This window comes from Micromonospora rhizosphaerae (genome assembly GCF_900091465.1).
In the GTDB taxonomy this organism is placed as follows: domain Bacteria; phylum Actinomycetota; class Actinomycetes; order Mycobacteriales; family Micromonosporaceae; genus Micromonospora; species Micromonospora rhizosphaerae.
Genome location: NZ_FMHV01000002.1, coordinates 1714973 through 1728589, shown reverse-complemented (window position 1 = coordinate 1728589; position 13617 = coordinate 1714973). Strand labels below are relative to the sequence as shown.

Below are 13617 nucleotides of genomic sequence, written 5' to 3'. Positions count from 1 at the left end.
AGGGGCCCCTTGTCATCGCATTTCGCGTAACAAGGGGCCCCTCCTAACGCCTGCGCCGGGCGCGGACCGGCGTCACCAGTCGCCGCCGCCGCCGAAGTCCCCGCCGCCGAAATCGCCCCCACCGAAGTCGCCGCCGAAGTCACCGCCGCCGTAGTCACCGCCGCCGGAGAAGTCGGCGCCCTGGTCCCCGCCGAAGTCGCCGCCGTCGTTGTTGTCGCCGTAGTCGGCGCCGTCCTGGAAGCCCTCCTGGTAGCCGGCCTCGTAGCCGTAGCCCGGGTCGGCGAAGGCGGGCGAGAAGAGCGCGTCGGCGATCAGCATGCCGCCGAGGACCCCGGCCCCGGCGCCGAGCGCGGTCTTCCACCACGGGGTCGAGTACCAGCCGGCCGGGACCGGTCGGCCCTGCCAGTTGCCGCCGGGGTAGTAGTAGGGCGTCCGGTCGCCCGGCTGCGGGCCGGCCCGGTAGGTCTGCCCCTGGACGTTGACCTCGCGCTCCTTGGTGAGCATGCCGGCGCCCCGGGCGGCGGCCAGCGGCGGCAGCTCGGGGCCGGGGTCGATGCCCATCGCGGTGCGGGCGGCCCGGATGTAGGCCAGCCCCTCCAGCGCGGTCTCCCGGGCCAGCGCGAACTGGTGCGGGGTGCGGGCCTGCTCCAGCTGGGAGCCGGCCGCGTTGTAGCGCTCACCGGCGTCGGCCAGCGCCTGGCGCACCGCCGGCGCGTCGCCGTGCAGGTTCATCAGCTGCCCACCGAGGCGCTCGTACCAGCGCTGCGCCTCCGCGCGGGCGTCGGCCAGCTCGGTGGCCTTCCGCGACCTGCTCCCCCACCGCCAGAACACGTACACACCTCCGAGCATCAGCACCAGGACGAGCCAGAGCGCAATTTCCATGACTCGACGGTACCCACCCGGGTCACGTCGCACCCATTTGGCAAGCTGCGGTGATGAGCTTCTCGACGCTGGCCGTGGTGGTCGTCTGTCTCGCCGCGGGCGGCGCACTGGGCTGGCTCGCCGCCCGGTCCCGCTCGGCGGCCGAGATCGCCCGGCTGGAGGCGACGCTGCAGGCCACCCGGGAGGGCGAGGGGCGGCTGGAGCAGTCGATGCGGGCGCTGAGCTACGAGGCGACCGCCCAGTCGCAGGAGGCGGTGGCCCGGGCGGTGGCTCCGCTGCACGACACCCTGCGCCGCTACGAGCAGCGGGTGGCCGAGCTGGAGCGCGACCGGGTCGACGCGTACGCCGAGCTGCGGGAGCAGGTCCGGGCCATGAGCACGGTCTCCGGCGAGCTGCGCACCGAGACCAAGCAGCTGGTGGCCGCGCTGCGCGCGCCGCAGGTGCGCGGCCGGTGGGGCGAGCACCAGCTCCGCCGGATCGTCGAGGCCGCCGGCATGCTGGAGCACTGCGACTTCAACGAGCAGGTCACCGCCGCCACCGACCACCAGGGGGTACGCCCCGACCTGGTGGTCCGGCTGCACGGCGGGCGCACGGTGGTGGTCGACGCCAAGGCGCCCTTCGACGCGTACCTGACCGCGATGGAGGCGCGCGACGAGCGCGGTCGAGACAGCCACCTCGACGCGCACGCGAAGCACCTGCGGGCGCACGTGGACGCGCTGGCCGCCAAGTCCTACTGGGCGGCCTTCGACTCGGCGCCGGAGTTCGTGGTGCTCTTCGTGCCGGCCGACCCCTTCCTCGACGTGGCGCTGCAGCGGGACCCGGCGCTGCTGGAGCACGCGTTCGCCCGCAACGTGGTGCTGGCGACGCCGGCCACCCTGGTGGCGCTGCTGCGCACGGTCGCCTACTCGTGGCGGCAGGAGGTGCTGGCCCGCAACGCGGTCGCGGTGCACTCGCTGGCCCGCGAGCTGTACGGGCGACTGTCCACTCTCGGCGACCACGTCGGCAAGCTGGGCGCCTCGCTCGGCGGGGCGGTGACGGCGTACAACCGGGCGGTCGGTTCGCTGGAGGCGCGGGTGCTGGTCAGCGCGCGCAAGCTGGCCGAGCTCGGCGTCTCCGACCAGGAGCTGGTGACGCCGGCCCAGGTGGAGCTGGCGCCGAGACAGCCGCAGGCGCCCGAGCTGACCGGAGATGCCTTATCTCCAGCACTTTCGGAGTTCCGCCATGATCGTCCGGCTTGACGCAATCGACGTCCTTATCAGCCGATAGGACGGGTCGGAAGTAGACGATCGACAGGCGGTTTCGACTGAGCTCTATTGCCGTCGCGCAACTATCTGGGCCATTGTTACGGGGCCGGTCGTCTACGTCACGACCCGGTCACAAACGATCGCTGGAGTAGTGACAGCGGCGCGTGCGACCCGAAAGATCCCGTCACATGCGCCCCCGGCACGTCCAGGGCACCCCTTGCTCTCCCCACGGAGGACAGAGATCGTGAGCAAACCCCCCAGCCGGAGTCTGCGCGCCTCGGCGGTGCTGCTGACCTCGGCCCTGACCGCCACCGGCGCCTTCTGGTTCGCCACCGGCGGCACCGCAACCGCGAACGCACAACCGGTATCCGACGCCCAGCGGCTCAAGACCACCCCCGCCGACACGCTGGGTTCGCACGACATGGAACTGCTCGCCAAGGCCAAAGCCGCGGGCGAGACGAACGTCACGCTCATCGTCGCGACCGAGAAGGGCCAGGCGCACGCCGTCGCCGCGAGCCTGAAGAAGCTGGGCGGCAAGGTCGTCAAGCAGTTCGACGAGGTGGGCTACGTCCGGGTCAGCGTCCCCACCAGCGCAGTGGTCAAGGCGGCGAAGCTGCCCGGCATCATCGCCGTCGACCTCAACGAGACGCTCACCATTCCCGATCCGCGGCCGCAGTCCGCCGCGGGCGCCGACGCGACGGCAACCGTGGCCGGCCCCGGCGCGGACACCCCGGCAGCGAACGCCTACATGCCGACCAACGAGACCGGCGCGGTCGCCTTCAAGGAAGCCCACCCCGAGTGGGACGGCCGCGGCGTGACCATCGGCATCATGGACACCGGCATCGACCTGGACCACCCCGCCCTGCAGAAGACCACGACCGGCGAGCGCAAGATCGTCGACTGGGTCACCGCCACCGACCCGATCTACGACGGTGACGGCAGCTGGCGCGCCATGCTGACCAAGGTGAGCGGACCCACGTTCAGCTACGCGAACGGCACCTGGACCGCGCCGAAGGGCAGCTGGCTGGTCAACCGCTTCTCCGAGTCCACCACGGACGGCGGCAACCCGCCCGAGGTGGCCGGCGACGTCAATCGGGACGGCGACAAGACCGACGTCTTCGGCATCCTCTACGACCCGAACAGTCACGACATCCGGGTCGACGCCAACCAGAACCGTGACTTCACCGACGACCCGGTGATGCGGCCGTACGGCGAGAAGTTCCAGGTCGGCCACTTCGGCAAGGACAACCCGGACACCGGCGTGCGCGAGCAGATGGCGTTCGTGGTCGAGTACCGCGAGGACGTCGACCTGAGCCCGTACGGTGGCGCGTACGTCGGGCAGAAGGCCGACTTCGTAAACATCGGCATCGTCGCGGGCGCGCACGGCTCGCACGTCGCCGGCATCACCGCCGCCAACGACCTGCTCGGCAACTCCAACTTCGACGGTGCCGCTCCCGGCGCCAAGCTGGTCTCCTCCCGCGCCTGCGCGTTCAACGGCGGCTGCACCGCCGCGGCGCTGACCGACGGCATGGTGGACCTGGTGGTCAACCGCAAGGTCGACGTGATCAACATGTCGATCGGCGGCCTGCCGGCCCTCAACGACGCCAACAACGCCCGGGCGCGCCTTTACGACCGGCTGATCAACGACTACGGCGTCCAGATGTTCATCTCGGCCGGCAACTCCGGTCCCGGCCTGAACACCGTGGGTGACCCGTCCGTCGCCACCGACGTGGTGAGCGTCGCGGCGAGCGTCAGCAAGGAGACGTGGCTCGCCAACTACGGCTCCGAGGTGTCGAAGGCGAACAACCTGTTCAACTTCTCCTCCCGTGGTCCCCGCGAGGACGGCGGACTGAAGCCCAGCATCTCCGCACCGGGCTCGGCCATCTCCAGCATCCCGATGTGGCAGGCCGGCAGCCCGGCCGCCGAGGCGGGCTACTCGCTGCCGGCGGGCTACGGGATGTTCAACGGCACCTCGATGGCCGCACCGCAGGCCACCGGCGCCGCCGCGCTGCTGCTCTCGGCCGCCAAGGCCAAGGACGTGGGTATCACGCCGGCCGCCCTGCGCCGGGCGATCCACACCTCGGCGAAGCCGATCGAGGGCGTGCCGACCTACGGCCAGGGCTATGGCATGTTCGACGTGCCGGGCGCCTGGAAGCTGCTCGACCAGGACGTCAAGACCCGCGACTACACCTCGGTCGCGCCGGTCTGCACCGAGCTCTCCGGTTACCTGGCCACGGCCGACCGGGGCACCGGGCTCTACAACCGCTGTGGCGCGGACAAGGGCGGGCAGAAGGTTGGCGAGTCGAAGACCTACACGGTCCAGCTGACCCGTAAGAGCGGGCCTGCGACGGCGATCACCCACGCCATCACGCTGCGGGGCAACGACGGCACGTTCAGCGCTCCGGCGCAGGTCGTGCTGCCGCTGAACAAGACCGTCTCGGTGGAGGTCACCGCCAAGCCGACCTCGGCCGGCGCGCACGGCGCCATCATGACGATCGACGACCCGGCGACCTCGGTGATCGACTTCGAGGTGTCCACCGTCATCGTCGCCTCCAGCACGGTCGAGAAGCCGGATTACGCGTTCTCGACGGAGGGATCGGTCCAGCGCAACTCGTTCACGTCCTACTTCGTGAACGTTCCGGCTGGCGCGTCGGCTCTGCAGGTGAATCTGTCGGGCGTCGCGGCGGGGTCGCAGACCCGGTTCATCGCCTTCAACCCGTACGGCGTCCCGGTGGAGAGCACCTCCAGCCTGGGCTGCTTCACCAACTTCTCCAACCCGGCGACCTGCAAGCCGGAGGAGCGGGACTACCAGAACCCGATGCCGGGCGTCTGGGAGATCGAGGTCGAGTCGCGGCGCACCTCGCCGCTGCTCGACAACCCGTTCCAGCTGACCGCCCGCGTCCAGGGTGTCAAGGTGGAGCCGGCCGTCGTCGAACTGCCGAGCGTCACCGCGGGTCAGGCCACCCCGGTGACCTGGACGGTGACCAACGAGTTCGGTCCGGTCACCGTGTCGGGCAAGGGTGGCCCGCTGGGCAGCGCGGCGGTCAAGCGCCCCACCATCGCCAACCACGAGGTGCTCACCTACGAGGTGACGGTGCCCGAGGGCGCCACCAGGCTCGACGTCGCGATCGGCAAGACCAGTGACCTCGGCGCCGACCTGGACCTGTACGTGCGCCGCGGCACCACCGAGGTCGGCCGCTCCGCGGACGGCGACTCGGAGGAGGCGGTCTCGCTGGCAAACCCGGCGGCCGGCGTCTACACCATCGAGATCGACGGCTACTCGGTTCCGGCTGGCACCACCGAGTTCGACTACCGCGACGTCTTCTACTCCGCGTCGCTGGGCTCGGTCTCGGCGCCGTCCACCACGCTGACGCTGGCCAACGGCGGCACCGGCACCATCACCGGTTCCGTCACCGCGGACGCCGCTCCGGCGGCGGGTCGCCAGCTCTTCGGTGAGCTGCTCGTGGTGACCGACGAGGGCGCGACCGTCGGTCGCGGCAACGTCTCGGTCGGCGCGGTCAACTGATCAACCGCTGAAACGGCAGGAGCCCGTCCCCGGTTCACGGGGGCGGGCTCCTGTCCGTCTGACTTCCGGTCGGCCGGGCATGGCCGCCGACCCGCCGGCGCAATGTGGACGCTGCGGCCGGGTTGTTGCGCGGTACCGCCGCCGCCACTCACGCCGGTCTTGCGGTCTCCACCACGAACGGGGTGCCCTGCTGGCAGGTGGTCATCAAGTCCGGCTGCGAGCGACCGGTGACGATGACCCGGGCACCGGGCCTGAGCACGTCCCGCGGGCCACCGAGCAGCAGGTTCCCGTCGAGCAGCAGGCAGTTCGGCTCCACCCCGGCCTGAATGGTGCCGGTGAGCGTGGTGGCGCCGGCCGGGGGCGGCTTGATCGGCCCGGCGGTGCCCTTCGGCGGCGCGGTCGGCATCGGGTCGACCGGGTTGACCGGGTCGCTCGCGGTCGGGTCCGGGCTCGGTTGGCTGGTCACCGGGGCAGCTCCCGTCGGGGTCGCGGCGCCGTCCGAAGCACCCTGGCCGCCGCAGGCGCTCAGCGCCGCACAGACAATCAGGGCGGAGGCGGCGAGCCGAATGGTCCTCATACCGGTCTCAGACGTACGACGGCGGCGGCCCGTTCCCACCAGGCCGCTCAGCCGCGCGCGGCCGCCGCGGCGGCCTTCATGTCCCGCTTGAGCTCCTGCGGCAGCGAGAAGGTCAGCCGCTCATTGGCGGTGGTGACCTCCTCGACGTCGGTGAAGCCCCGCCCGGCCAGGTGCGCGAGCACCTGCTGCACCAGCTCGTCCGGCACGCTGGCGCCGGAGGTGACGCCGACCGTGCCGGCGCCGGCCAGCCAGGCGTCGTCGATCTCGTGGGCGAAGTCGACCAGGTGCCCGGCGCGGGCCCCGGCGTCGAGGGCCACCTCGACCAGCCGCACGGAGTTGGAGGAGTTCCGCGAGCCGACGACGATCACCACGTCGCACTCGGGCGCGATCTCCTTGACCACGTGCTGCCGGTTGGAGGTGGCGTAGCAGATGTCGTCGCTGGGCGGCGACTGCAGCAGCGGGAGCCGCTGCTTGAGCCGGGCGACGGTCTCCAGCGTCTCGTCCACGGAGAGGGTGGTCTGGGAGAGCCAGACGACCTTGTTCGGGTCGCGGACGGTGACCTTGTCCACGCTCTCCGGGCCGTCGACGAGCTGGATGTGCGCGGGCGCCTCACCGGCGGTGCCGATGACCTCCTCGTGCCCCTCGTGGCCGATCAGCAGGATGTCGTAGTCCTCGGCGGCGAACCGCTTGGCCTCCTGGTGCACCTTGGTGACCAGCGGGCAGGTCGCGTCGATCGCCTTCAGCGAGCGGGCCCGGGCCTGCTCGTAGACCTCGGGGGCCACGCCGTGGGCGGAGAAGATGACTGTCGCGCCCTCGGGCACCTCCTCGTTCTCCTCCACGAAGATCGCGCCCTTGGCCTCCAGCGTCTGCACCACGTGCCGGTTGTGCACGATCTGCTTGCGCACGTAGATCGGGGCGCCGTAGAGCTTCAGCGCCTCCTCGACGGTCTGCACCGCCCGGTCCACGCCCGCGCAGTAGCCGCGGGGCTTGGCCAGGAGCACGCGCTTGCCGGTCCGGGGAGTCGTCTCAGCCTGAGTCACCCGCCCATCGTACGTGCCCGGTTTTCCGGCGGCAGCGCCTGCAACCCGTACCACTGTCGGGGCACCGGGCTGCAGAATGGGCGGACCGGCAGCGCGCGGGGCCACCGGGAGACCCCCTTTTCGGGTACGAGAGGACGCGCGCCACGGTGATCCAGAAGAATCCCGACGAGATCGAACTGGTGGCCGGGCCGGAGCCGTCCTGGCCGAGGTGCACGAGGTGCTGGCCGAAGCGGTCGGTACGCCGCGCTGTGGCGGGGCATCTGGCCTGACCCCCCTCGTTGATCATGAAGTTGTTGCCTGTGACACGCCGTCAGGAGGGCAATAACTTCATGATCAGCGGGCCCGGGGCGGGGGGCCGTAGGGTGGGCGGGTGAGTACGGGCGAGGTGGGGCGGAGCACGTCCGAGGAGCCGTGGCCGGTCCGGGTGGTCAGCCAGAAGGTGGGGGCCTGGATCGCGCGGCTCGGCTGGGTCTGGGTGGACGGGCAGGTCGCGCAGATCAGCCGCCGGCCCGGGGCGAGCACGGTGTTCCTCACCCTGCGCGACCCGTCCGCGGACCTCAGCCTGACCGTCACCACCAACCGGGACGTGCTCGACGCCGGCGCGCCGGAGCTGCGCGAGGGCGCCCGGGTGGTGCTGCACGCGAAGCCGGAGTTCTACGCCGCCCGGGGCACGCTGAGCCTGCGCGCCGACGAGATCCGCCAGGTCGGGCTCGGCGAACTGCTGGCCCGGCTGGAGAAGCTCAAGAAGCTGCTCGCCGCCGAGGGGCTCTTCGACCGGGCCCGCAAGCGTCGGCCACCGTTCCTGCCCGGCCGGATCGGGCTGATCACCGGCCGCGCCTCGGCCGCCGAACGGGACGTGCTGACCAACGCTCGGCGCCGCTGGCCCGCCGTGGAGTTCCGCACGGTCAACGTGGCGGTGCAGGGGCCGAGCGCGGTCCCGCAGATCATCGACGCGCTGAAGGTGCTCGACGCCGACCCGAGCATCGACGTGATCATCCTGGCCCGGGGCGGCGGCAGCATCGAGGACCTGCTCCCGTTCTCCGACGAGGCGCTCTGCCGGGCCGTCTTCGCCTGTCGTACGCCGGTGGTCAGCGCGATCGGCCACGAGACGGACGCGCCGCTGGTCGACTACGTCGCCGACGTCCGCGCCTCGACGCCGACCGACGCGGCCAAGCGGATCGTGCCCGACCTGACCGAGGAGGTACGCCTCATCGGCCAGGCCCGGTCCCGGTTGGAGCGGGCGGTACGCAACCTGGTCGACCGGGAGTCGCACCGGCTCGACCTGCTCCGCTCCCGCCCGGTGCTGGCCCGTCCGCAGGTGATGGTCGACCAACGGGCGGCCGAGGTGACCGCGCTGCGCGACCGGACCGGACGCTGCCTGGACCACCGGCTCGGCGCCGCCGCCGACGACCTGCGACACACCCTGGCCCGACTGCGCGCCCTCTCCCCCGCCGCCACCCTCGACCGCGGGTACGCGATCGTGCAGCGCGCCGACGGCCACGTGGTGCGCGCCGCGTCGGAGGTGACCAAGGGCGATCCGCTCCGGGTACGCCTCGCCGAGGGCGAACTCGCCGCCACCGTCGATGGCTGACCCAGCCGACCCTGCGGCCGCCGGGTGGTCCGTGGCGTGAATCGAATGTGGTGGGATGGTGGCGATGACTGAGGAGATGAAGGCCGGGCCGGACGAGCGGCTCAGCTACGAGCAGGCCCGTGCCGAGCTGGCGTCGGTGGTCGAGCGGTTGGAGGCCGGCGGCACCTCACTGGAGGAGTCGCTGGCGCTGTGGGAGCGCGGCGAGCAACTGGCCGAGATCTGCCAGCGCTGGCTCGATGGCGCCCGGGCCCGGATCGACGCCGCCCGCCAGCGCGCCGAGGACTGACCGCCGGGGGACACCGAGCCGGGCCGGGGAAACGGCGGGCGGGGCGGCCGGAGCCGCCCCGCACCTGCTCGTTTCGCTCACTTGAACAGGTTGTAGAACTCCGGCGGCGCCTCGACGACCTGGTCCGCCGGCGGCTTCTGCGCGGGCGTGGCGTTGCCGTAGTCCGAGTAGGTGATCTTGATGTCCTGCGCGGCGTTCTGGCCGGCGGCCGGGACCTGGATCACCATCTCGCTGAGCCGACCCTGCGGGTCCAGCTTCGCGGTGAACGGCACGGACTTCGCCTGTCCGCCCAGGGCGGTGATCACTGCGGGGTCCATCGAACCGGCCTCGGCCGCCTTCGACACGTCGAGCGTGCCGGCGTACGTGCCCTCGCCGGTCTGCCGGACGTCAGTGATGCCCTGCGTCAGCACGTCGCTGCCGGCCGGGTCGACCTGGTCGAAGCCGAAGCCGAGCGACCGGTTGCCCTTGATCCGGGTCTGGTCCAGGTGCTGGTACTTGCCCAGGTTGAGCTTCTGCACGCCCGGGATGCTGCCGGCCGACCTGCCGCCGAGCTCAAGCTTCACCCAGCTGTCGGGCTTGAAGTGGATCAAATCCAGCTTCATCATCACGTCGGAGGACGGGTCACCGATCGTCATCCGCATCTCCGCGCTCTGGCTGGGCTCGTGCACCTGTCCCTCGGCGGTGGAGCCCGCCCCGGACATGGTGAACCGGAAGTTGCCGTTCCGGATCTCGTTCGTGGAGTTCAGCAGGGCCTGCTTGGCGTCGCCGGTGCCGGGCGAGCCCGGGGCGACGCTGCCGGAGACCGTCGGGGACGCGGAGGCCCCCGCCTCGCCGGTCCCGGTGCTGTTGCAGGCGGCCAGACCAGATGTGAGCAGCGCTGCGGCGAAGGCTGCCGCGCTGAAGCGTCGAATCGTCATGTGAATCTCTCCAGGTGGGTCATCCGGCCCACGGCAGGCGCCGGAGGCGTGGCGCCGCAGCCCTGACGCCGGCTCCGGCGCACGAGCCGCCTCCGGCCGACGGCGCGACCCGGCGAGCTCGTGCACCCTTCTGTTCCCTGAAGCGGCCTTCCGCAATCCCTGTCCCCGGATCGGCCCGGACGCGTCAGGCGTCCGGGTGAAGCGAGCCGGGGCGGCCCAGCGGAAATGCCCGGGGTCGGGAGGGGACGCGGGTCAGCGGAGCGCGCCGGCGAGCTGGCGCAGCTCCCGCTCCCGGGCGTCACCGACCACGATCACCGTCCGGCTCGGCTCGAGCAGCACGAGCGCCTGCTCGTTGCCCCGGGCGGTGTAGCGCTGCCAGCTCTCCCCGGCCAGGTCGGCCGGGCCCTGCGGCTGCCCGCCGCTCAGCTCGGCCGGCAGCAGCCGGTCGGCGGGCAGGTTGCTCTGCACGAGCTGCACGCCACGCCCCTCCGGGGTCAGGTAGCCGATCCGCAGCGTCGACCCTCCGTCCTGCGCCTGGTAGTGGGCGCTGACCGTACGCCAGTCGGAGCCGAGGCCGTTCGGCTGGCTGACCGGGAAGGCGTTGGCCGCTCGCGCCTGCTCCACGGCGGGCGTCGGGTCGACGGTGGAGGGCTGGTCGCCACCGAGGACGCCCCGGTAGAAGGCGAGCAGCAGCGCGATCGGGACCAGCAGCACCAGCAGCGAAAGCGCCATGTCCTTCGGCGACCGCTCGGAGCGTTGCTTGTCCAGGCGGGCGGGCGGCGCGGGGTAATCGCCGGAAAGCCCCGGGTCGATGCTCGCCCCAGCCCGGGCCGCTCCAGGGACCGGCTCGACCTGCGCCGGCTCACCCGCCCCGGCGCGGGGCGCCGGCTCGCCGCCGGTGGCTGGAGCCGTGGGCTCCACCAGTGCCGGCTCCCCGGCCGGCGGGGCCGGCTCGGCGACCGGCCGGACCGGCGGCTGGCCGTCCGGCGGGGTGGTGTCGGCGGGCTTGCGGTCGGCGGGCTGTGCGGGTTCCACCCGCCCATTCTCGCAGCCCCCGATCGGCGGCCAGCGGGCCACCGCCGCGGCCGGCGAGGGCGCCGCGGCGATCGCCTGGAGGAGCACGCTCCCGCGGCCGCCCGGTTGGCGGGAACCGGGCGATCCCCGCCCCGGCCCAGCGCTACGTTGGCCATCGTGTGAGGATCAGCGACAAAGCCGGCAGCGGCGACGGCCGCATCCTGCCGGTCCACCCCGCATCGTCGCGAGGAGGAAGCCGTCATGACGAACACCAGGACGCGGATCCCCCAGGATCTCGACCGTAACCTTGCCCTCGACCTGGTCCGGGTCACCGAGGCCGCGGCGATGGCCGCCGGCCGGTGGGTCGGCCGCGGTGACAAGGAGGGCGGCGACGGGGCAGCCGTCGACGCCATGCGCAAGCTGATCAACTCGATCCCGATGCGGGGCGTGGTGGTGATCGGCGAGGGCGAGAAGGACAACGCCCCGATGCTCTTCAACGGCGAGGAGGTCGGTGACGGCACGGGCCCCGAGGTGGACGTGGCGGTCGACCCGATCGACGGCACCACGCTGATGAGCAAGGGCATGCCGAACGCCCTCGCGGTGCTCGCGGTGGCCGAGCGCGGCGCGATGTACGACCCCAGCGCCGTCTTCTACATGGAGAAGCTCGCCGTCGGCCCGACGTACGCCGACGTGGTCGACATCAACGCCGGGGTGGCGGAGAACCTGCGCCGGATCGCCAAGGCCAAGGGGACCGACGTCTCCGAGGTCCGCGTCTGCGTGCTGGACCGGCCCCGCCACGCCGACCTGGTCAAGGAGATCCGGCGGACCGGCGCGGGGATCCGCTTCATCACCGACGGCGACATCGCCGGCGCCATCGCGGCGGCCCGCGGCGAGTCCGACGTTGACGTGCTGATGGGCATCGGCGGCACCCCGGAGGGGATCACCGCGGCCTGCGCGCTCAAGTGCATGGGCGGCGCCATGCAGGCCAAGCTCTGGCCGCGCGATGACGAGGAGCGCGCCAAGGCCATCGCCGCCGGGCACGACCTGGACCGGGTGCTCTCCACCGACGACCTGGTCACCGGGGACAACTGCTTCTTCGTGGCGACCGGGATCACCTCCGGCGACCTGCTGCGCGGCGTGCGCTACCGGGCCGGCGGGGCGTACACCCAGTCGATCGTGATGCGCTCCAAGAGCGGCACCATCCGGGTGATCGACTCGTACCACCGGCTGGAGAAGCTGGCCCTCTACTCGGCGGTCGACTTCGACGGCCGTCCGCTGGCCGAGCAGGAGTGAGCGCGACCGGGATCGCGGCACCCCCCACGCTGCCGACCGCGCGGCGGATCGCCGGCATCGGGCTGGCGACCGTCTCCGGGGTCGCGGTGGCCGTTCAGTCCCGGATCAACGGCGAGTTGGGCGTACGGCTGGCCGACGGGATCGCCGCCGCGGTGGTCTCGTTCGGCCTGGGCCTGCTGTTGCTGCTGGTGCTGCTCCCCGCCACCCCAGGCGGCCAGGGGGGCCGGCCGCCTGCGGGGGGTGCGGGCAAACGGGTCGCTACGCCCGTGTCAGTGCTTCGGCGGGGTCTGGGCGCAGGCCCGCGATGGTCTCCGCGAGGGCGTCGTCCAGCGGGGTCGGCTTGATGCCGAAGGCGTCGGTGGCGGCGGCGGAGTCGAGCACGAACGGCCGGTCGAACTGGTAGGCCATCTCCCGCATCTCGCGGGCGGTCGGGTCGAACAGCCCGGCGAGCCGGAGCGCCGCCGCCGGCATCCGGGACAGCTTCGGCGTCGGAGCACCCGCCAGCTCCGCCGCCCGGGCCGCGATCGCGCGCGGCGACACCGCCGGTCCGGTCGGCACGTGCCAGGCCCGCCCGTGGGCGCGCTCGTCGCCGGCCGCGGCCACCACGGTCCGGGCCACGTCACCGACGTACGTCCAGCTGTGCGGCGCGTCCAGGTCCGCCGGCACGAAGGCCCGCTTCCCGGCGAGCACCCGGGGCAGGACGAGGACGGTGACGACCGACTGGGCGCCCGCGCCGAGGTAGTCCGAGCCGCGCACCTCGGTGACCCGCACCCGCCCGGCCCGGTGGGCGGCCAGCGCCTCCTGCCACATCCGCACCCGCACCTGCCCCTTGACGCTGCTGGGGCGCAGCGGGGTCGCCTCGCTCATCGGCACGTCGACCGGGCCGTACCCGTAGAGGTTGCCGACGGTGGCGAGCACGGCGCCGGTCCGCTCGGCCGCGGTGAGCAGCGCCCCGGCGAGCGGCGGCCAGTCGGTCGGCCACCGGTGGTACGGGGGGTTGGCGCAGTTGTAGAGGGCAGCTGCGCCCTCGGTCAGCGCGGCCAGCTGGTCCGCGTCGGTGGCGTCCGCGGCTACCCGCTCGACGGCGGGGTGCTCGGGTCCGGCGCCCCGGCGGGTCACCACCCGCACCCGCTCGCCCCGCTCGACGAGCAGCCGGGCGGTGGCGGTGCCGACGGGTCCGGCGCCGACGATCACGTGCAGAGCCATGGGAGGCCCACCTTCCAAAGCAGGGATCCGATTCGAGAGCA

The 13617-nt window shown here is 72.5% G+C and carries 11 protein-coding genes and 1 pseudogene; 6 read left to right on the top strand and 6 right to left on the bottom strand.

Annotated elements, in window-relative coordinates; all coding sequences use genetic code 11:
• Nucleotides 1-72 precede the first annotated feature (72 nt).
• The gene (locus GA0070624_RS08405) at nt 73-882 is read right to left on the bottom strand and encodes a hypothetical protein (protein ID WP_091338542.1); all 810 of its coding nucleotides are present in this window, start codon (nt 880-882) and stop codon (nt 73-75) included.
• A gap of 53 nt (nt 883-935) precedes the next feature.
• Here GA0070624_RS08405 and rmuC point away from each other — a divergent pair, with 53 nt between their 5' ends.
• Both rmuC and GA0070624_RS08395 read left to right on the top strand, forming a co-directional pair.
• Nucleotides 936-2120, top strand: a complete 1185-nt coding sequence (gene rmuC, locus GA0070624_RS08400) for a DNA recombination protein RmuC (RefSeq protein ID WP_091338539.1) — start codon at nt 936-938, stop codon at nt 2118-2120.
• 250 nt (nt 2121-2370) lie between these two features.
• The gene (locus tag GA0070624_RS08395; protein ID WP_091338536.1) at nt 2371-5652 is read left to right on the top strand and encodes a S8 family serine peptidase; all 3282 of its coding nucleotides are present in this window, start codon (nt 2371-2373) and stop codon (nt 5650-5652) included.
• A 148-nt stretch (nt 5653-5800) separates the two neighbouring features.
• Here the strand turns inward: GA0070624_RS08395 and GA0070624_RS08390 are convergent, their stop codons facing one another.
• Both GA0070624_RS08390 and GA0070624_RS08385 read right to left on the bottom strand, forming a co-directional pair.
• On the bottom strand, nt 5801-6229 hold the full coding sequence (locus tag GA0070624_RS08390) for a hypothetical protein (RefSeq protein WP_091338534.1): 429 nt from the start codon (nt 6227-6229) through the stop codon (nt 5801-5803).
• Between the two features lie 47 nt (nt 6230-6276).
• Entirely contained in the window at nt 6277-7269 is a 993-nt protein-coding gene (locus tag GA0070624_RS08385) for a 4-hydroxy-3-methylbut-2-enyl diphosphate reductase (protein ID WP_091338531.1), read from the bottom strand.
• Between the two features lie 370 nt (nt 7270-7639).
• On the opposite strand from GA0070624_RS08385, the gene xseA reads away from it, so the two are divergent.
• Both xseA and GA0070624_RS08375 read left to right on the top strand, forming a co-directional pair.
• Nucleotides 7640-8860, top strand: a complete 1221-nt coding sequence (xseA, locus tag GA0070624_RS08380) for an exodeoxyribonuclease VII large subunit (protein ID WP_091338527.1) — start codon at nt 7640-7642, stop codon at nt 8858-8860.
• 64 nt (nt 8861-8924) lie between these two features.
• Nucleotides 8925-9146, top strand: coding sequence for an exodeoxyribonuclease VII small subunit (locus GA0070624_RS08375; RefSeq protein ID WP_091348388.1), 222 nt, complete (start codon nt 8925-8927; stop codon nt 9144-9146).
• A gap of 77 nt (nt 9147-9223) precedes the next feature.
• Here the strand turns inward: GA0070624_RS08375 and GA0070624_RS08370 are convergent, their stop codons facing one another.
• Together GA0070624_RS08370 and GA0070624_RS08365 are read right to left on the bottom strand one after the other, a co-directional pair.
• Nucleotides 9224-10063 carry a hypothetical protein gene (locus tag GA0070624_RS08370; RefSeq protein ID WP_091338524.1) on the bottom strand — a complete coding sequence of 280 codons (840 nt, stop codon included), beginning with the start codon at nt 10061-10063 and terminating at the stop codon, nt 9224-9226.
• Between the two features lie 252 nt (nt 10064-10315).
• Complete coding sequence (locus GA0070624_RS08365) at nt 10316-11098, bottom strand: DUF4245 domain-containing protein (RefSeq protein WP_091348385.1); 783 nt, start codon at nt 11096-11098, stop codon at nt 10316-10318.
• 240 nt (nt 11099-11338) lie between these two features.
• On the opposite strand from GA0070624_RS08365, the gene glpX reads away from it, so the two are divergent.
• Entirely contained in the window at nt 11339-12370 is a 1032-nt protein-coding gene (gene glpX / locus GA0070624_RS08360) for a class II fructose-bisphosphatase (RefSeq protein ID WP_091338521.1), read from the top strand.
• A pseudogene (locus tag GA0070624_RS35600) lies at nt 12367-12697 on the top strand (DMT family transporter); the annotation flags it as partial. The gene glpX and the pseudogene GA0070624_RS35600, both read left to right, overlap by 4 nt.
• On the opposite strand, the gene GA0070624_RS35595 reads toward GA0070624_RS35600, so the two are convergent.
• Entirely contained in the window at nt 12629-13576 is a 948-nt protein-coding gene (locus GA0070624_RS35595) for an NAD-dependent epimerase/dehydratase family protein (protein WP_245718704.1), read from the bottom strand. The pseudogene GA0070624_RS35600 and the gene GA0070624_RS35595 overlap by 69 nt on opposite strands.
• Between the last annotated feature and the right edge of the window lie 41 nt (nt 13577-13617).